This window comes from Wolbachia endosymbiont (group A) of Longitarsus flavicornis (assembly GCF_963931955.1).
In the GTDB taxonomy this organism is placed as follows: Bacteria; Pseudomonadota; Alphaproteobacteria; order Rickettsiales; family Anaplasmataceae; genus Wolbachia.
In genome coordinates, this window is the sequence record NZ_OZ008337.1 from 420,592 (window position 1) to 439,497 (window position 18,906).

General features: G+C 36.2%; 16 protein-coding genes, 1 tRNA gene and 3 pseudogenes. 12 read left to right on the plus strand and 8 right to left on the minus strand.

The features are described from left to right. Window positions 1-4 precede the first annotated feature (4 nt). The 4 genes from AABM58_RS02070 (at window position 5) to dapA (ending at window position 2,410) form a co-directional block, all read left to right on the plus strand. The gene (locus AABM58_RS02070) at window positions 5-820 is read left to right on the plus strand and encodes a hypothetical protein (RefSeq protein ID WP_338406173.1); all 816 of its coding nucleotides are present in this window, start codon (window positions 5-7) and stop codon (window positions 818-820) included. 13 nt (window positions 821-833) lie between these two features. Then, window positions 834-907 (plus strand) — tRNA-Arg (locus AABM58_RS02075). A gap of 66 nt (window positions 908-973) precedes the next feature. Then, the gene (gene ssb, locus AABM58_RS02080; RefSeq protein WP_338406174.1) at window positions 974-1,447 is read left to right on the plus strand and encodes a single-stranded DNA-binding protein; all 474 of its coding nucleotides are present in this window, start codon (window positions 974-976) and stop codon (window positions 1,445-1,447) included. A 9-nt stretch (window positions 1,448-1,456) separates the two neighbouring features. Then, window positions 1,457-2,410 (plus strand): 4-hydroxy-tetrahydrodipicolinate synthase, encoded by a 954-nt coding sequence (gene dapA / locus AABM58_RS02085; RefSeq protein WP_338406175.1) that lies wholly within the window; start codon window positions 1,457-1,459, stop codon window positions 2,408-2,410. Here dapA and AABM58_RS02090 read toward each other — a convergent pair. From AABM58_RS02090 to AABM58_RS02105, 4 genes and pseudogenes are all read right to left on the minus strand, one after another. Then, complete coding sequence (locus tag AABM58_RS02090) at window positions 2,403-2,894, minus strand: hypothetical protein (RefSeq protein WP_338406176.1); 492 nt, start codon at window positions 2,892-2,894, stop codon at window positions 2,403-2,405. The two genes, dapA and AABM58_RS02090, sit on opposite strands and share 8 nt — an antisense overlap. A gap of 383 nt (window positions 2,895-3,277) precedes the next feature. Continuing rightward, window positions 3,278-4,840 carry a glutamine-hydrolyzing GMP synthase gene (gene guaA, locus AABM58_RS02095; RefSeq protein WP_338406177.1) on the minus strand — a complete coding sequence of 521 codons (1,563 nt, stop codon included), beginning with the start codon at window positions 4,838-4,840 and terminating at the stop codon, window positions 3,278-3,280. Window positions 4,841-4,945: 105 nt separating this feature from the next. Beyond that, the gene (locus tag AABM58_RS02100) at window positions 4,946-5,452 is read right to left on the minus strand and encodes a DUF2924 domain-containing protein (protein WP_338406178.1); all 507 of its coding nucleotides are present in this window, start codon (window positions 5,450-5,452) and stop codon (window positions 4,946-4,948) included. A 146-nt stretch (window positions 5,453-5,598) separates the two neighbouring features. After that, window positions 5,599-6,425: pseudogene (locus AABM58_RS02105) on the minus strand (IS5 family transposase). Window positions 6,426-6,505: 80 nt separating this feature from the next. Here AABM58_RS02105 and AABM58_RS02110 point away from each other — a divergent pair. Beyond that, window positions 6,506-6,835, plus strand: a complete 330-nt coding sequence (locus AABM58_RS02110; protein WP_338406179.1) for a hypothetical protein — start codon at window positions 6,506-6,508, stop codon at window positions 6,833-6,835. Between the two features lie 514 nt (window positions 6,836-7,349). Here AABM58_RS02110 and AABM58_RS02115 read toward each other — a convergent pair. Then, window positions 7,350-8,310: pseudogene (locus AABM58_RS02115) on the minus strand (IS110 family transposase). 387 nt (window positions 8,311-8,697) lie between these two features. Between AABM58_RS02115 and AABM58_RS02125 the strand changes: the two are divergent. The 5 genes from AABM58_RS02125 (at window position 8,698) to AABM58_RS02145 (ending at window position 12,877) form a co-directional block, all read left to right on the plus strand. After that, window positions 8,698-9,864: an aspartate kinase gene (locus AABM58_RS02125; RefSeq protein ID WP_338406180.1), complete on the plus strand. Its 1,167-nt coding sequence runs from the start codon at window positions 8,698-8,700 to the stop codon at window positions 9,862-9,864. 276 nt (window positions 9,865-10,140) lie between these two features. Further along, window positions 10,141-10,350, plus strand: coding sequence for an ankyrin repeat domain-containing protein (locus AABM58_RS02130; protein ID WP_410529772.1), 210 nt, complete (start codon window positions 10,141-10,143; stop codon window positions 10,348-10,350). Window positions 10,351-10,718: 368 nt separating this feature from the next. Beyond that, window positions 10,719-10,841, plus strand: coding sequence for a hypothetical protein (locus AABM58_RS02135; protein WP_338405986.1), 123 nt, complete (start codon window positions 10,719-10,721; stop codon window positions 10,839-10,841). 43 nt (window positions 10,842-10,884) lie between these two features. After that, on the plus strand, window positions 10,885-12,132 hold the full coding sequence (gene ltrA / locus AABM58_RS02140; protein WP_338405985.1) for a group II intron reverse transcriptase/maturase: 1,248 nt from the start codon (window positions 10,885-10,887) through the stop codon (window positions 12,130-12,132). A gap of 49 nt (window positions 12,133-12,181) precedes the next feature. After that, window positions 12,182-12,877 carry an ankyrin repeat domain-containing protein gene (locus AABM58_RS02145; protein ID WP_338406181.1) on the plus strand — a complete coding sequence of 232 codons (696 nt, stop codon included), beginning with the start codon at window positions 12,182-12,184 and terminating at the stop codon, window positions 12,875-12,877. A gap of 103 nt (window positions 12,878-12,980) precedes the next feature. On the opposite strand, the pseudogene AABM58_RS02150 reads toward AABM58_RS02145, so the two are convergent. The 3 genes and pseudogenes from AABM58_RS02150 to serS all read right to left on the minus strand — a co-directional run bounded on the left by AABM58_RS02150 (window position 12,981) and on the right by serS (window position 16,642). Continuing rightward, window positions 12,981-13,947 (minus strand): annotated as a pseudogene (locus tag AABM58_RS02150) (helix-turn-helix domain-containing protein). 111 nt (window positions 13,948-14,058) lie between these two features. After that, window positions 14,059-15,330 (minus strand): phosphoribosylamine--glycine ligase, encoded by a 1,272-nt coding sequence (gene purD / locus AABM58_RS02155; RefSeq protein ID WP_338406182.1) that lies wholly within the window; start codon window positions 15,328-15,330, stop codon window positions 14,059-14,061. Between the two features lie 34 nt (window positions 15,331-15,364). Further along, window positions 15,365-16,642, minus strand: coding sequence for a serine--tRNA ligase (gene serS, locus AABM58_RS02160; RefSeq protein ID WP_338406881.1), 1,278 nt, complete (start codon window positions 16,640-16,642; stop codon window positions 15,365-15,367). Window positions 16,643-16,785: 143 nt separating this feature from the next. Between serS and AABM58_RS02165 the strand changes: the two genes are divergently transcribed. After that, entirely contained in the window at window positions 16,786-17,913 is a 1,128-nt protein-coding gene (locus AABM58_RS02165; RefSeq protein WP_338406183.1) for a Ulp1 family isopeptidase, read from the plus strand. A 25-nt stretch (window positions 17,914-17,938) separates the two neighbouring features. Next, window positions 17,939-18,901, plus strand: a complete 963-nt coding sequence (dusB, locus tag AABM58_RS02170) for a tRNA dihydrouridine synthase DusB (protein WP_338406184.1) — start codon at window positions 17,939-17,941, stop codon at window positions 18,899-18,901. Window positions 18,902-18,906 lie beyond the last annotated feature (5 nt).

Here is an 18,906-nt window from a genome sequence, read left to right on the forward strand (position 1 = left end):
GATAATGAATATAAAGCTGTTTTTTATTTTTACGCTACTCATTTCCAATGTTAATGCATATTGCAGTTGTGAAGATATTATAGAAAGCATAGGAATTTGTAAGAAGTATTCTTGCCGACAACATATTAGCAATGAAGATTTTATTGAGCATAAAATATTAGGATTAAATAGTGAAAATTTATGCGTATATATAGAAAAACAAGGTAATGATGAAATGGTTTGTCATCATTCTCAGTATGGAATGATGATAGAAAAAAGATATTTTGAAAGTATTCTTAAAGTTGGTAATCAAGAAATCGATGATTTTATTGATATAGCAAATTTGCGTGCAAAAGAGTGTTTCTTTATTAACAATCAAAGACTAAGCTATACAGATCGGGACAACATAATAAGAGAAGCAGCGGAAAGTGACTTTGACGTTTTGTCACAATATAGTAACGTAAAAAGCATTTTTTTTGATGAAGAGCCAGTTAATAGAATGGTCAATGAAATGGAAAAGTTCAATTTACGGTCTTCAAGAGCTGCAAAAGAGGAGGTATCAGATAATTTCAACTGTAAGGTAGTGAGTTTAGACTCAATTTTATATCTTTCTCCCGATACATGGAAAATATGGGTAAATGGAAAACTGTTTATAAATACTAAGGATTTAAAAGTGCACTCAGTCACTGAAAATTATGTAACTTTTGTATGGACCGTAGATCAAAAAGCAATAAAAAAGCATGCGAATGATTCTCAAAATGTATATTTTGGATATGGGAGTATTATGTTTACGCTTTATCCAAAACAAAAATTTGACTTGGATAGCTTATCTATTAAATAACTTAAATATATATGCGCTTGTAGCTCAGTTGGATAGAGCGTTGCCCTCCGGAGGCAAAGGCCGTGGGTTCGAATCCCTCCAAGCGCACTTTAATTAAATTTGACAATAGTACTTTCACATAAGATAATAAAGGGATTTATTTAGAGCATAATTATGTCTGGTGGTACCATAAACAAAGTCATACTAGTTGGTAATTTAGGAAAAGATCCTGAAATTAGGACTACACAAAATGGAAAAGAAATGGCAAGTTTTTCAATAGCCACGTCTGAAAGTTGGACTGATAAATTTTCTGGTACGCGCTCTGAAAAGACAGAATGGCATAATATCGTAATTTTTAGTGAAGGATTAGTAAAAATCGTCAAAGATTTTGCACGTAAAGGCAGTAAAGTTTATGTTGAAGGTTCTTTGAGAACTAGAAAATGGACTGACCAAAACGGTAGTGAAAGATACACAACAGAGGTGGTTCTATATAATTTTAATAGCGCTCTTACTCTCCTCGATTCACGACCAAACTCTGATTACAAGCCGAGTGAATACAAGCAAAATGAAACAGAACAAAAAAATAAGCACGAAAGTTTTGACAACGATATAAAAGATGAACTAATCGACGATGAAATACCATTTTAATAACTTCAGTTGAAATCTACATTTTTATGGACTGCTTGTGTTACTCCATTTAATTACAATGGGGATAGCGTAGATTATAGCAGTTTGCAGCGTTTACTGACAATGCAAGTTAAAGCTGAAAATGGTATAGTGTTACTGGGTAGCACAGGTGAAAGCCTATCGCTTACTGATTCTGAAAAACGCGAGTTAGTTGAATTTGTATGTAAGCTAAAATTAAATACGAAAATTATAATTGGCGTACCAGGGGTGAATCTATATCAGACTCTTGAATGGCTTGATTTTTGCAAGGATATGCCTATTCACGGCTATCTAATGACAACTCCCATTTATGCAAAGCCCGGAATTATGGGGCAGACTTTATGGTTTGAAAAGCTACTTGAAAAAGCACATGTGCCGGCTATGTTTTACAATATTCCATCGAGAGCAGGAGTGAGTCTTCACGCCGAAACTGTACGCAACTTATCCAGCCACGAAAAATTTTGGGCTATCAAAGATTCAAGTGGCACCGTTGATACTTTAGCTCAGTATAAGAAAGTTGCTCCAAATATTGAGGTCTTTTGCGGAGATGATAATATGATATCTGATATGGCAGCTTATGGTGCGGCTGGCCTGGTTTCCGTTGCTTCCAATGTTTGGCCACGCATAGCGCATGAATATGTTAAGAAATGTCTGAACGACGAACTCTCTTCACTGTCATTCCAGCGCGTGACGCTGGAATCCAGAAGGAAACCTGTTCAAATGACAGGAAATGACATGAAAAGTTCAACAGATATCTGGCAACAAGCCTGCAAAGCTCTATTTATTGCCAGCAACCCAATACCTACTAAAGCGCTATTACACGACATTGGGCTCATAGAACACAAAACTGTCCGCCTACCACTCAGCACAGAAGACTTGCCGTCTGTTGAAACATTAAGGCAAGCCAATAAAATGATTCTTGGATGGAAAGAACTGATTAATTAGTAGGACAAGGATTACAACCTTTATCAGCACCATCAGCTTTCACACCATCAAACGAGCTACCTGGTGTTGGTGGAGAAGAAGAGCGTTCAATTATTTCACTTAAAAGGAACATAACAAATGGATTTGCTATTAGAGTTACAACACCTATAGCTATAGGTGATGTGACACCAAGAGCAACTAAACCCGCTCCGATTCCAAAACAAGTAACAGCCCCTGCTATAGCAGGTCCAGCCAGCTTACTTGAGTTATCAATCAATTCAATATGTGTCTGTTCTTTTGCATTTTTTCTGTAAAAGTCTTTATTGAGCGATACAATTCCCAAAACAGCACATCCAAGTAGCGGTAGCATAGAGCCAATCATTCCCCCTACAATCAGAGGTGATAAACTAGAATGATACATAGTAAGAGCTATGGTACTAGCTATAAGCCCTACAGAACCTATGGTTATTGCTGCATATGATGCAAGCTTTTTTTGATTAGTCATGAATACCTTTTTTATTAATATAATCCTTTATTGTATATAATTTTGCAATCAATATCAATTTCATAATAGAGGGCTTTTTAATCGACTTTGAGCGCACCTTAGTCTATATAATCCTAATATCTTAAGCTATAAGACATGCCAGATCTATAGCTAAAGCGGATTAGGTTTACCGACGATTTGAAAAATCGTCAAGGTGTCGTCTGGGTAGCCCCTTTCTTGTCATTCCAGTCTGGAATCCAGTTTTCCATATAATCTTATCGAAAACGTTGTAACCACTTTCTATGCTAGTTTGCTTGCTTACAAGCAAACTTTTCTGGATCCAAGTAGTCAAGCTACTCGGATGACACCGTCATAAAGGAATCAGTTTGCATGACATCTCATGATTACTCCCACTCGATGGTTGCAGGTGGCTTGGAAGTTATATCGTACACAACTCTATTTACTCCGGGAACATTATTAACAATTATACTGCCAACATTCTGTAAAAAATCCCAAAATACTAGCAAGTGTTGATCCTTATCTTCAAATGGAAATGCATCGGCTGTCATACCATCAGATGATGTTACAGCCCTTAAAGCACAAACATATCCATACGTACGATCATCTCCCATAACGCCTACAGTTTTTATTGGTAATAATACAGCAAAAGCTTGCCATATCTTATCATATAGATCGTAATTTTTCATCGTATTAATATATATTTCATCTACTTCTTGCAATATTCGCACCTTTTCTTCATCGACTTCACTTATAATCCTCACTGCAAGTCCAGGTCCAGGAAATGGATGTTGAAATATTATCTCATCCGAAAGCCCAATTTCTTTTCCAAGTAGCCTTACCTCATCTTTAAAGAGGTAACGTAAAGGCTCCACTAGCTTCAGATTCATCTTTTCTGGCAACCCACCAACATTATGGTGAGACTTAATTGTACTAGTGTTGTCTGAGGCATGCCCTGACTCAACTACATCAGAGTAAATGGTACCTTGCATCAAAAAATCCACATCACCTATTTTTTTTGCTTCTTCTTCAAACACTTCAATAAAAGTGTTACCGATAATTTTTCGCTTTTCTTCTGGATCAGTTATTCCCTTCAACCTACTCAAAAATAAATTTGATTTATCAACGTAATTTATCAGAATCTCTTTCAACATAGCAATGGTTTGGTTCTTGCGTAATAACCCAGTATCAATGAAAATACAGTTCAATTGTTTTCCTATAGCTTTATGTGTGAGAGCCGCTGCAACACTTGAATCAACCCCACCACTTACTGCAGCGATTACTTTTTTCTCTCCTACTACATTTTTGATTTTTTCCTTTTGCTCCTCAATAAACGACTTCATTGTCCAGTCTCTTTCGCAATTTGCAATATCCAAGAAGTTAGAGAGCAATTTACTGCCATTTGTTGTGGGCTTCACTTCAGGATGGAATTGAGTACAGTAAATCTTCCGCTGTTCGTTAACAATCATTGCAATTGTTTGATTTATCACACCTGATGCGATAACAGTAAATCCCTGTGGTATAGTATCAACACTGTCCGCATGGTTCATTAATACATCCACCTCAGAATTAACATCCCAGGTATCCTTTATAATGGGGGATTCTTTTAGCATCTTGATTTTAGTTCTGCCAAACTCCTGTTTGAAACTCTCTTTTACTTTTGCTCCAAAATAATGACAAATGAGTTGCTGTCCATAGCATATTCCAAGTATAGGAACGTTTGTTGCCTCATTAAGTTTTATAATTTCATGTACTACTCTACTTGTTTCAGAACAATCATCATTTACAGATTGTGGTCCTCCAGAGAGAATAAACCCATTGAATTTTGATATTGTTTCAAAACTGATGTTGCTTGGAAATATCTCACAATAAACGCCCATTCCTCTTACTTGTCTTGCGATAAGCTGTGTAAACTGTGAACCAAAATCAATAATGGCAATTGCTGACAATTTGCTCCTCCATATTATTTAAAGCAATATCTGATAATAAAGGAAATAAAGGAGTAAGTAAACTAAGACCTCTTTAAAAGCTTTAATGTGTGGCTTAAACGTTAGCTATGATCTATTTTTAGCTGACAGAAACTTTGAACGGTGGTAACTCAGAGTCCTCAGTTTTTCTTTGGGGTCAAGGCATACTTTAAAAAAATCCCAACCGTTGCAACTTTTACCGGTAATTCTTGTGCCAGCCGTAGAAGGAGCACTACATTCTTCCCCATTGTAAATAAACTTTCCCTCATTACTGACTGTAACTTCATACATTTTCTTTTTATATTCTCCAACAAGTGTTCTACCTATAAAAAGAGCTTTAATAACTTTTTGATTTTGCGTTAAGCCATCATCATCAATTTCTATAATTTCCTTAGACTTATCCGTTTTGGGCTTATTTAGTGGTTCATTACCCACCATATTATTTAATACTTTGTTCACTATATACGTTACTGCTTCGTCTTTAACTTCTTCTATCCTTTTGTCTACATATTTTTCTACTTCACTACGTACATGCCCTTTCAAACTTTCAAGCAAGTCCTGCAAGTCGAGTAAAGTCAATTCAGATGTTTCCATAAAACCCCCCAGTTTTATTATCACGTATCAATAATACATCTAGTATACTTAAAATATCTTTAAGAAAGGCGACTCTGACCCTCAGGTAGCTAATGTTAACTACCGATATCGTACGTGAACCAAAATCAATAGACTTCTTTCAAAATTCATGTATGGAGCTCAAAATTGTGAATTGCAGCAATCAAATTAAACCTTAAACCAAAACGTTTTCGTCGGTTTCTATACCTGTCCGAGATGATTTTAAACCTTTTCAATAAGCCAATTACGTTTTCAACAATTGCCCTTTGGCTCATAAGTGCCCTGTTCTCTTTTTTTTGTTCTTTGCTTAACGGATTCTTTTTCATTTTCCTGTGCGGTAATACAACATTTTTGTGTATCTTCTGCATTCCCCTGTAGCCGGCATCAGCTAAGATTTTGGTGTCCGGTAATATTGCTACCTTTGATTCTCTAAACATCCGAAAATCGTGTTTTCTACCATTCGAGAAAGATGTGCATATGACTTTTTTACTCTTCTTCTCTGTTACTATTTGTGTTTTTATAGTATGCCTTTTTTTCTTTCCAGAGTAGAAGGGCTTTTGCTTTTTTTTGGTCTCTCTACTGGCGTTTCAGTTCCGTCTATTACTAAAACTTCATATTCTACATCACTCTTTAATAGCTCTTTTTTTCCTGGTAATGCAAAATCTGGATGTTTTATTAATATGTCTTCTACCTATCTTATTATTTTAAAACTGTTACTTTCACTCATGCCATAGCTTTGCCCAATATGAAAATATGTACGATATTCTCTTATATATTCCAGTGCCATAAGTAGCCTGTCTTCTATGCAAAGTTTACTTTTTCTTCCACTTCTAGCTTTTTTTCTTTTATCCTCCACTTCTAGAATTTCTACCATTCACTCAAATGTTGCTTTTTTTACCCCTGTTAAACGTCGAAACTTTTCTCCTTCTAACTTTTCTATTTCCTTATATTTCATGCTTTCAAATACTTCATCTTACACTCCCTCTAACAATTTTGAAAGAAGTCTAATATTGCAATTATAAAAAATTAAAAATTTTGGTAGACAAGTTTGAAGATTTTTACTCCGAAGATTATGCGGATAAAAATAATATAAGCGATGAGGTGAAGAGCAACATTAACCAATCAATAATAGAAATAAGAGAATTTGTCTTTAAAGAGCTTTACATAAAATTTTACGAAGAGTATGGAAAAAGTATTCAAAGAGGTGCCATAAAGCAAAAATTAAGGGAATTAGTTACAGATGATAGTATAAAGGAAGCAGTGTATTATTCAATGTATAATATAGAAATCCCTGCAGAACCACCTACTTATCTTGAAAGAGTAAAAGCATTTTTTGGAGGTCATGCAAGGTCTTCTGCTGCTTAGTGGTTTAGTTCGTGCTATATAGCTAAACTGACTTAGATTTACTGACAATTTTAAAACAACAAATTCGTCATTCCGCTACTAGTTAGCGGAATCTATACCGCGCATAGCTGTACGAACATTGTGATTTGAGAGCAATTTCCACAAGGGAGGATGTCATTCCAGTGCTTGGCACTGGAATCCAGCCTTTATTATGCAGCTATCTGGTGTACTTATTTAAAATTAAGTTTTCTGGATCTCAGTGCCAAAGCACTGGGATGACACCCTTCCTGGCGGAGATTATTCTCAAGTCACAATGTTCGTACAGATACTGTCTTTCATGTCAATAGTAATTTTAAAAAACTTTTTAAACCGAATTTAAATTCCATTGATTAGTGTAGCTGTGCTTTAAGTTTGTGCGGACGCACAGCTACACTAATTTAGGGAAGCTGACCTATTTGTTACATTTCTCAGTAAAAACTCTACTATCTCTGGTCAAAGAGTTAGAAAAGGTAAGCAACTTTCTCATGTCAATGAGTCACTTAACTAAACCACCATTGAATGGTTGATTGTTTTTAAGAATACCAAAAAATACATGCATTAGTTTTCTCATCAGCGCAACAATTATAACCATTGGGCATTTTCCTTTACTTTCTAAACGTTGGCAAAACTTTTGAAAGTGAGAATTATGATTCTTGGCTACTATAGCTGGCATATAAAGAGCTTTGCGAATACGCTCAGATCCTATTTTACATATTCGACTTTTTTTACTTACGGATGATCCTGATCGATAATGCTGTGGATTTAAACCAGCAAAGGCTGTGAATTGCCTAGCATGATCAAAATTATCAACTGATGGCATTTCCGCAACAACAGCTATAGCAGTAAGATGTCCTACACCTTTTACAGTCTTGATATTTTCTATCATATTTTTTAGGTGTGGATGGTTATCTATATGCCTATTAATTTCTCTCTCTAGCGCAGCAATTTGTGTTTCTATTGTAGCAATTACTTCAAGTATGGCTTGTTTACAACTGGAATACATGTTTTTGTTTTCTAAGCGATTCGTTTGTTGCAACTTGTCATCTTTGAGCGTTTGCAAACAACGATAAAGTTCTCTTAAACACCTAACTTCAAGAGGAGCAGGTTTCCAAAGATTAGGTTTATTAGCAATACAAAACCTAGCAATCATGGCAGCGTCTGACTTATCTGTTTTGTTTCTCAGTAGCTCACTTTTGCCAAAAGCTTTCTGGGTTTGCCACACTTACATTATATCCCAGATCGTACATAAAGTTAACCAAATCTTCACTATAGCAACCAGTTGCCTCGAGACATAGATGAATAAGTTTTGCTTCATGATTATTGCACCAAGCTACAAGCTTTTCAAAGCCCTCCTTGTTGTTGTGAAAAACTTTATGTCGTTCTTTGCTGCCTACCAACAAACAAGCATCAAATTTTTGTTTAGAAATGTCTACACCTAAAATAGCATTTACTTGCATAAACCCGTCTCCAAAACTATAAATAAAACTGAGAGTTTAGACCAACCTTGTAAATACGGGATATAATTCCAAAGATACTGTTCAGTCTTTTAACTCTACGTGGAAGGGGAGCAAATCTGTACGTCGGCCTTGTTGGCATCAGTTGTGCGTCAGCTTCACCCTTCCTGTAAGATATTTTAGCTCTAATATCTTACATAGTGAAAGATACAAGTTGTGGGCTTGACCATAGGATCCAGTCTAAAAAATCTGGATTCCAGCGTCACGCGCTGGAATGACAACTTAAATTGTTCAATACAATCATAAAATTTGTTTCAGTAAACCTAATTTGGGTTAGCTGTATCTCTACAAAAACTATATTTTTCTTCAGAAGAGAGTTATATTGTAACCATGGACAAAATAATCATAAAAAAATTTGGTGGGACTTCGCTAACTGATTTAAACCGAGTTGCAAATTTGATAAAAAACGATATTGAGAAAGGTTGTAATGTAATCGTTGTTGTATCTGCTGTTGCAGGATTTACTGACCAAATGGCTTTTCAGGCTAGGCAAATCTCAAATTTAAGTTGCAGACAAGAGTTATCAGAGTATGACGTTATGCTTTCAGCAGGAGAGCAAATCTCTTGCGGTCTATTAGCTATCACTCTCCAATCGATCGGAGTTAATGCTAAATCGTGGCTTGCCTGGCAGTTACCAATTGTAACTGATGATTTTTATTCTGAGTCTAAAATAAAAACAATAAAGATTGACCGTGTGAAAAGATCTTTTGCTGAGGGTTATACTGCTGCGATCATTGCTGGTTTTCAGGGTATAAATGATGATAGAATCACTACTTTTGGAAGAGGAGGCTCTGATATATCAGCAGTTGCCTTCGCGGTAGCCTTTGGTGTTAGAATTTGCGAAATTTTTACTGATATTGATGGAATATATACAGCAGACCCGAGAATTGTTCCAAAGGCACGCAAGCTCAAATTTATCTCTTACGATGAAATGTTGGAAATGTCGTCATCTGGTGCTAAAATATTGCATAATCGTTCAGTACAACTTGCAATGAAACATGACATTAAAGTGCAAGTGCTATCCACTTTTAAGGAAGTAGAAGGTACCACAGTGCTACACAAAAGGGAGGTACTAGAGAGATACTTAATTACTGGAATAGCTTATAGCACTAATGAAGCTCTTGTAACTTTCACTAACCTTGCAAATAACTTGCGTACTTTAAGAGATATAGCAGGAGCAAACGTTAAAATTGATATGATACATGGGTCAAGTTTTGTTATCTCCAAATTTGATATTGATTTAATGGAAAAGTTACTGAATAAGAATGAAAATTATGCTATAAACGATAATGTAGCTAAAATTTCAATAATTGGTATTGGTGTTATGTCTAACGCTGAAGTGATGCACCGCACACTCAAGGTTTTAAGCGAAAAAAAGACAGAAATACTTGCTATTACAACATCTGAAATCAAAATCAGTATAATTGTTCAAAAAGAATACGCTGTAGCTTTGGTCAAAGATTTACATACTGAGTATGAGCTTGATATGCAGTACTAAATAGGCTTAACGTCTACAACTGTACGAGCAACGCTAGAATGACAACTTATACCAAGTCTCATTATTAACAAATCAAATCGAGTTTAGTTCTGGTGAATATGAATGTAGATATGCAAATTGTCTATTTGTTTATTCTACAGTCGGAATTGGTATTAGGCTCATTTCGAATATAAATATTTTTGTTTAATTAAAATCTCAATCATTATTAATATAATATTAATAAAAATTTAATAATAATTCTTAATAATATATAAATTAGTATGTTCGTAATTCTCTATGATAGAGGAAACAAAAGATGGATATGCTTCCTTATATGTTGCAATTCAGGAAGGTAATATCGAAGTTGTAGAACTACTAATAAAGTATGGCGTAAACGTCAATGATAACGATGAGCGCAATCGTACACCACTGCATATTGCCATTGGACGTAAACAATTAGAAATAGCGAAACTGCTAATAAAAAATGGAGCAAATGGTGTGCCGTAGAGACACAAAGAATGTTCAAGTAAGAGCAAACTAAGTGCAAAAGCTGCACAGTAGATGAGGGTAGGTCCCTCGGAGCCGGTTTACAAGAGCAGGCTTCAAACAACCATAAGCTGCTTTGGTAAAGAGCCAAGGTAGTGAGCGTTATGGAAAAGGCATAATTATATGTCATGTAAGGAATAGAGAGATGAACGAAAGTGAACCACTGATGAAGTGTCGAAACCTTTTAAATGATGTCAAAACCAGGGGGTCGTTTGTAACCTGGGATAAATCTATCGGGAGCTTGTTTACTGGATAGATGGCGTCCGGCATAAAGGTGGCATGAATCTATTTCAGGCTATTGTGTGGAACTACGGGAACCTGTCGTTTCGATGATAAGGGAGAAATCCAAGGAGCTAAACTCTAAGGATGAGAGTACCGATGCGAAAAACAGGGGCGGATCAGCTCGTAGTAGTGAAGAAGTTTCTGTAATGGAAATGGAGCGAAGGAGCTGAGTTATTCAGTTTTAATTATGTATCAACCGAAAGGGAGGAGTTAATGAATAAAACAAAGTCTTTTGATATACCAAAGCAACTTATTTGTAGGGCTTATAAACAAGTATCGAAAAATAAAGGTGCGGCTGGTGTGGATGAGGTTTCGATAACAAAGTTTGAAGAAAATCTAAAAGATAATCTGTACAAACTATGGAATAGGATGTCATCCGGAAGTTATTTTCCAGAGCCGGTAAAAGCTGTTGCGATACCAAAAGATACAGGAGGGCAAAGAATTTTATGTGTTCCTTCAGTATTCGACAGGATAGGGCAAACGGCTGCTGCTATGTATCTAGAGCCGCTGGTAGAACCAAAATTTCATGAGGATTCATATGGTTATAGACCAAATAAGTCTGCACTGGATGCGGTAGATACAGCTCGTAAAAGATGCTGGAGGTACGATTGGACGATAGATCTTGATATATCTGGATTTTTCGACAATTTGGACCACGGCTTGGCATTGCAAGCTATCAAAAAGCACACAGACTGCAAATGGGTCATACTGTATGTTGAGAGGTGGATGAAAGCCCCCATTCAGCAAGCAGATGGCAGTAAGGTAGTTAGGGATAAAGGAGTTCCGCAAGGAGGTTCAGTTAGCCCAATCATCTCTAATATATTCATGCATCATGTGTTTGATATATGGATGAAAAAGAACTACCCGACAGTACCATTTGAGAGGTATGTGGATGATGCGATAGTGCACTGCAGAACAGAGAAACAGGCAGAGTTTGTGAAAGTAATGATCGAAGAAAGATTGGCTGAGTATAAGTTGAAATTGCATCCTGAAAAGACACAGATAGTGTACTGTAAGGATGACAATAGGAGTGGTGAATTTCCTAAACAAAGTTTTAATTTTCTGGGTTACACATTCAGACCCAGGTTAGCAAGAAATAAAATAGGGAAGTATTTTGTTTCATTTCTTCCAGCAATTAGCAACAAGGCCAAGAAAAAGATTACTACAACCATAAGGTCATGGAAAATGCTACGAAATACGCATATAACATTAGAGGAGATATCAGGAAAAGTAAATCCAATAGTCAGAGGCTGGTATCAGTACTATGGCAAATTTTACAGAACTGAAGTATACAAATCTCTAAAGAATATAGAGCGGCATCTAGAAAAGTGGGTGAAAAGGAAATATAAGAGACTCAGGAGTCACGGAAGACTAGCAAGACAATTTCTAGGAAAGGTGAGAAAGAGGTCTCCGGATATTTTCTATCACTGGACACTAGGGTTAGGCCAAAAGGCTGAATAATGGAAGCTGTATAAATCGAGAGGTTTACGTACAGTTTTGCGAGAGACTGGTGGGGAAGTTCCACTGGTCTACTCTCCTTAATGCAAAAACAAAAATCAATGATAAAGATGGTTTAACACCAACGCATTTTGCAGTGTTTGCAGATACGCCAGAATTTATAGAATTACTAGCTAGCCATGGTGCGTTGATTAATGAAAGAGAAAGCACCGAAGGACACACTCCTCTTCACTTTGCTGCTTTATATGGAAATAAAAGTATAATACAAGCCTTAATTGATAAGGGGCAAGATATTGAAGATGTAGATAACAATGGGCGAACAGCTTTATTTTTAGCTACCCGGCAATGCACTGAAGCAGAGAATGATGGCAGAGTAGAAGTTATCAAGTATTTAATAAACGAGCTTAAAGCAGACATAACAAAAAAAGATAATAATAACAATACAGTACTTTTTCCTGCTGCCAATAATTGCTCTGGAGAAGTAGTGAAACTCGTTATTGAACAGTATATAAAAAGCTTTGAGCTAGAAAATTTTATCAACCACAAAAATAATGATGGAATGGATGCTTTAGATATTGCGCTGAATAGTGAAAACAAAAAAGCTATTGAAGTATTAAGATCATATGGAGCAGATATCAAGAATAAGGTAGATGGTAGTACTCAAAAAATTACTACAGAAAAACCAAGTAGTACCCTAGATGGAGCAGAAAGTGCAGAGGTGACACCTCCGATCAAGCAAAAAGCATAAGGTTTTTTATCAACAGCCGGCTTAATGATTTTAACTTGATTTGCTTGGTCATTAAAAGTCGGGAGTGTTTGTAAAAGACAAGATTTGATCTGACAGACAAGAATTAACTGACAGAAGAATTGACGTAGTCAAAACTAATATCAGGCTGTTGTTTAATGCTACTAATATTCTTCTGAAAAGCAATATGTTTACTATCCAAAAAATTTGCATAGGATAGCAGTATTTGCCTGATTGTCTTATTGTAAGAACGCAACCAATGATCAACATCGATCTGTCAAAGAATAGTAGATTTTCTTTCTAAAGATAATATTGATCTTGCATAGTTCTATGGAATCTTTCACATATGCCATTAGTTTGTGGAGAGTTGGCTTTGGTTCTAGAATGATCAATGTTTTCGATTCCTAAATATAACTGATAAGCGTGATTTTCGGGCTTCTCCGTACCCCTATCAGTTAAAATGCGTAATAATGGAATTTTCTGCTCATCAAAAAATGGAATAACTCTATCGTTGAGAAGATCTGCAGCTGTAATAGCTGTGTAAAGTTTAACCATTGCAACTCTGGAATAAGTATCAACAAAAGTTTGCTGATCTATACCTTTGATATTGCCCACATAATAGGTATCTTGAGAACCCAAATAACCTGGATGTTGCGTCTCAATTTCACCATGAGCTTCCCTTTGTTCTTTCACTTTTTCTAAAGCTGCAAGTTGTTCTTCAGTTAAAATCTTGAGCTACTTTTGTCTCTAGTGCTTTAAGTCTCTTTTTGAGAGTTTCAAGTTAGCCATACATCCTCCTTGGGATACCTCTTTTTCTCAGCTCATTTGCAGCTCTTTCTTGTCCATATGCAGGAAATTCTGTAGCTATCTGCTCTTTCTATATCGTCGGAAACTCTGTTTGCTAATAGCGGTTTTTTCTTACTTATTTCATGTAATGCTTCTTCTCCTCCATTTTCATATAACTCCTTAAAGCGATAAAATGTATCTCTTGAGTATCCCATCACTTTGCATGCTTGAGACACATTTCCTAATTGTTTTGCTAGCTCTAATAACCCTAGTTTTGGTTTTAGTATTTTTGTTTCTCATTTCTAACACTCCTTTCTTTTATTATTTTATAAATTACTTATTTTAAGTGTCAGATCAAGTCCTATTTAATACACTTTCTGGCACATCTGTAGTTAATATTAACTACCAATATCGTATCTGAAGAAGCCCCCCGGCCATTCTAAAAAATTTAATGCTGAGTACACTTTACTTTTGGCTTCTTCTATAGTGCTCCCTTCTGCTACTATATTTAGCACTCTTCCACCATCGGAAACCCAATTACCATTTGCGTCCAATTTAGTACCAGCATGAAACACCAATACACCAGGAATGCTCTCGATTTTATCCAATCCCTTAATTACTTCTCCCTTTTGATAATCACCTGGATAGCCTTTACTTGCAACAACCACACAAATTGTAGATTTGTTATTAAGCTCCACCACTTTGGCACTTAATTTTCCTTCTGCAACTGACAACATCAATTTTAACAAATCGCAATTTGCATCAAATCTAGGTAACATAGATTGTACTTCTGGATCACCGAATCTAACGTTATACTCGAGAAGTTTTGGACCATCTTTGCAAATCATTAAGCCAGCAAAAAGCACTCCTCGATAGGGTGTCCCCATGTTAGTCAGTGCTTGAATTGTAGGATATATTATTTTTTGGATAATTTTTTGCTCCATGTCCTTACTTATAATTGAAGGTGATGAGTACGACCCCATACCTCCAGTATTTTGGCCTTCATTACTTTCATCAACTCTCTTATAATCTTTTGCACACCCAAGAGTTACTACTTTCAACCCATCAACAAGAGCAAAAAAACTTACTTCTTCTCCAATTAAAAACTCCTCTATGATTATTTCTTCGCCTGACTCACCAAAATTTTTCTCTACTAGCATTGAATCTATTGCTGAAAAAGCTTCGCTTTCTGTGCAACATATCATCACACCTTTCCCTGCTGCAATTCCATTTGCTTTCACTACAAATGGAAATTTTATTTTATTGCTACGTACAAAATTTTTAGCTAACCCCTCATCAATAAAACGCTCGTACTTGGCGGTTGGTATACCATATTGTTTACATAATTCTTTGGTGAAAGACTTTGATGCCTCAAGTTTTGCAGCTGCTTGACTTGGAGCGAAAACATTTATCCCCTCTGCAGCTAAATCATCGGCAAGTCCATTGATTATTGGTTGTTCTGGACCAATAACAACTAACTCTATATTTTCTCTCTTGCAAAATTGTGTAACATCTATTGAATTTTGAATATTTATATCCACAAGAACTCCCAAATTTCCCATGGCTGGGCGACCAGGAGTGACATATAATTCAGTTAAGATAGGAGATTTTTTTAGAGCCCAAAGTAGAGCGTGCTCACGCCCACCAGAACCTATAACCAGAACCTTCATCTTTATTTCCTCGCTTTTCTATATGTCAAAATTATTATTTGCTTATAACAGTATCATTACTCATGTATTTTTGCAACACGTTTGGTATTGTAATCGACCCGTCAGAATTTTGATAATTCTCCATTATGGCAATAATCGTTCTTCCTATAGCTAAAGCTGAGCCGTTTAAAGTGTGAACATATTTTTTTATCTTTTTATCAGTTTCTGAAGAGTATTTAGCGTTCATCCTTCTTGCTTGAAATGCACCACAATTTGAGCAGCTTGATATTTCTCTGTATTTATTTTGCTCAGGTAACCATACCTCTATGTCATAAGTCTTGTGTGCAGCAAAGCCCATATCGCCACTGCACAGCAGCATCACTCTATACGGTAACTCCAGTTTTTTTAATATCTCTTCAGCAACATTCGTCATGCGCTCAAGTTCATCATTTGATTGGTCTTCAGTTGTAATACTCACCAATTCCACTTTACCAAATTGGTGTTGCCTTATCATGCCTCTCGTGTCTCGCCCTGCGCTGCCTGCTTCTTTACGAAAACACTCTGAATACGCAGTAAAGCGAATAGGTAGTTCTTTTTCCTCTACTATTTTATCAGCAACCAAATTTGTTAAAACCACTTCATTTGTGGGAATCAACCTCAATTCATCGGTAGTTAAATACGAATCATCTGAAAATTTCGGTAGCTGACCAACGTTATACATAGCTTCGTTTTTTACTAAAGCTGGGTGATATACCTCAGTATAGCCAAATTCATTAACATGCATTTCAAGCATAAAATTTATTAGCGCTCGTCCAAGCTTAGCTAACTGTCCTTTTAATATCGCAAATCTTGATCCGGAAATTCTTGCCGCTTGTTCGAAGTCCATTAAACTTAATTTTTCTCCGAGTTCATAATGAGATTTTGCTGTAAAATCAAACTGTCTTTTTTCTCCATATTTTCTCACCTCTAAATTAGAGTTCTCATCTGCGCCTATTGGCACATCTTGTGCAGAGATATTCGGCAAGTTAGATAAAACATTCACTAACTTATCCTTTTCCGCTTGTTCTTTTAAGCTGATTGCCTCTATTTCATTTGTGATGTTTTTCGACAACTCTATTTGCTCTTCACAGGGGCTCTTGCTCATTTTAAGCTTCTTTATTTCCTCTGTGATTTCATTGCGCTGCCTATTTAAATCTTGCAATTTAGTGGTTAATGACCTTTTCTCGTGATCAATTTCTAATATCTCTTTTGCAGTAAACTCTCTTATCCCCCTGCTTCTCATTGCCTTTTCAAATCCTTCAGGGTTTTTGCGTATATATTCTATATCGTGCATATATTGTGCTATTACTAACATTATTACTGTACTTCAAAAGCTCTTAATATTCAATATTTTCTCATACTACTAAAATTATTATGGTTGATTTTTTTGTTAGAATTTGTTAAAATTTAATTAACTTAGCATTCATAGGATGTAGTATGTCGAACATCACAAAAAAATATAATCAACTTAAAGAGAGCACTTACTTTGCTGGTGGAAAATTCGTTATCTACGCTACTTGTGTATGCCTAGCAGCCACATTCGCTGCTGGCTGTTTAGGAGCGGTAATAGGATCCCCTCTATTGACCTTTCCACTTGCTATGCTCATCTCTAACCCCGTAGTTTGGGTTTTAATGGGAATAATTCTTACAGTAGCATACAGAATGGTTGTTGGACCTTTATTTGGCTCAGCAAAGAACTATATTAATGGAAAAAGAGCTTCAAAGGGGGAAAAGAGTGAATCAATGGACAGTGGGGTGGATACTATATCAAGAAAAACAAACGGTTCAGATGATACAGAGCGTAGAAGTTCTTCTACTTCGTTAGACAGTGGGTTGGGTGGTAAAGAGTTTCATGAAAATTTGGACACTCTTGTGCATCAGACAAACAGAAAAAACTATACTTACTGGTTAGATGATAATGACATTACACATATTGCAAGAGTTGTATATGGGTACTCACAAAGTGAATATAGTAATAGTAATGTCTATTTTCTTGCTCCTAGCTATTCTGATGGTTGGGATGGACTCACAAAAGAATTTCTTCAGAATTATAGAGGTGAATTAAAACAAAATTCTAAATTGATATTTACTTCGGTTCTTCATGTTAACAACAATCATTGGGTAACTTTGGTTATTAAACCTGATGCAGGTGATAAGAAATTTAGAGTTTATTACTGCGACTCATTTGGTAATCAATTGCCAAATAATGTGCTAAATATTGTCGAAGGAGAACTGTTAAAAGAACAATGGTCACTAGACATAGCTAGCTCCAAAGTTAATCAGCAGAGTGACGGGCATAATTGTGGAATATTTGCGTTAGAAAATGCTCATAAAATTACACAAATGCTTAACGAAGACAAATCATTTGATGAAATTGACAAAAAGTTATCAGAATATAAATTTGATTTGAATGAGAAAAGAGAAGAATTTACAAGAGCGCTTATGGAAGATGAGAAATGGAAGGAAGATCCAAGAAATGGGCTTTTACGTAAGCGTCCGCCAAGGACGGAAACATCTCAGTTTTCTATTTCAAGGGAGAATGCAAGTTTGTGTTGCATTATGTAATCAATGAAAAATTACCATTGACCTTATGCCCCTGCAAATAGGAAATTTGACGATTGATTCTCCAGTAATCTTGGCGCCAATGTCTGGAGTGACTGATTATCCATTTAGAAGTGTTGTTAAGAAGCTTGGTGCAAGTTTGTTAGTTTCAGAGATGATTGCAAGCAGAGCTATGATTATGCAAACTCGCCAGAGTCTACAAAAAGCAAAAGTTGATGAGCTAACTGCTGTTCAGCTTGCTGGATGCGAACCGGATGTAATGGCAGAGGCTGCAAAGCTCAACGAGGATATGGGAGCAAAAATAATAGATATAAATTTCGGTTGTCCTGTTAAAAAAGTTGTAAACGGCTATGCAGGATCAGCGCTAATGCGTGATGAGAAAAAAGCTGCTGAAATAATTGAAGCTGTAGTCAAGGCAGTGAATGTGCCAGTTACAGTGAAAATGCGCACCGGGTGGAACGATGAAAATCGCAATGCACCGAGACTTGCGAAAATTGCCGAAGACTTAGGAGCAAAGATGATTACTGTACATGGAAGAACAAGGGCACAGCTTTATAACGGTCAAGCAGATTGGAAATTCGTTAGAAATGTTAAAGAGCAAGTAAAAATCCCAGTTATAGTAAATGGCGATATTAAAAATTTAAATGATATTCAGAATGCTCTCAAAGAATCTAGAGCGGACGGAGTGATGATAGGTCGTGGTGCCTACGGTAAACCTTGGCTGATTAATCAAGCAATGCACTTTCTCAGTGGAAGTGAAACTTCTGAACCAACAGCTTCAGAGAGATTAAGCATCATACTTGAGCATTACGACAGTATTCTTGAGTACTATGGAAATGACACAGGAATAAAGATGGCCCGCAAACATATAGGTTGGTACAGTAGCGGGCTTCAAGGCTCATCCGAATTTCGCGTGAGAGTAAATAACATGACAGATAGCACGGAAGTGAAAGAAAATATCATTGGCTTTTTTGGTCACGAGACACACTAGCTGTA

Coding starts and splice junctions, on each gene's coding strand:
- AABM58_RS02135 (WP_338405986.1), top strand. CDS start 10,719: ATGATAAGGGAGAAATCCAAGGAGCTAAACTCTAAGGATGAGAGTACC.
- purD (WP_338406182.1), bottom strand. CDS start 15,330: ATGAAGGTTCTGGTTATAGGTTCTGGTGGGCGTGAGCACGCTCTACTT.
- serS (WP_338406881.1), bottom strand. CDS start 16,642: ATGCACGATATAGAATATATACGCAAAAACCCTGAAGGATTTGAAAAG.
- AABM58_RS02070 (WP_338406173.1), top strand. CDS start 5: ATGAATATAAAGCTGTTTTTTATTTTTACGCTACTCATTTCCAATGTT.
- AABM58_RS02125 (WP_338406180.1), top strand. CDS start 8,698: ATGGACAAAATAATCATAAAAAAATTTGGTGGGACTTCGCTAACTGAT.
- dusB (WP_338406184.1), top strand. CDS start 17,939: ATGCCCCTGCAAATAGGAAATTTGACGATTGATTCTCCAGTAATCTTG.
- AABM58_RS02130 (WP_410529772.1), top strand. CDS start 10,141: ATGATAGAGGAAACAAAAGATGGATATGCTTCCTTATATGTTGCAATT.
- ltrA (WP_338405985.1), top strand. CDS start 10,885: ATGAATAAAACAAAGTCTTTTGATATACCAAAGCAACTTATTTGTAGG.
- AABM58_RS02100 (WP_338406178.1), bottom strand. CDS start 5,452: ATGGAAACATCTGAATTGACTTTACTCGACTTGCAGGACTTGCTTGAA.
- ssb (WP_338406174.1), top strand. CDS start 974: ATGTCTGGTGGTACCATAAACAAAGTCATACTAGTTGGTAATTTAGGA.
- AABM58_RS02090 (WP_338406176.1), bottom strand. CDS start 2,894: ATGACTAATCAAAAAAAGCTTGCATCATATGCAGCAATAACCATAGGT.
- AABM58_RS02165 (WP_338406183.1), top strand. CDS start 16,786: ATGTCGAACATCACAAAAAAATATAATCAACTTAAAGAGAGCACTTAC.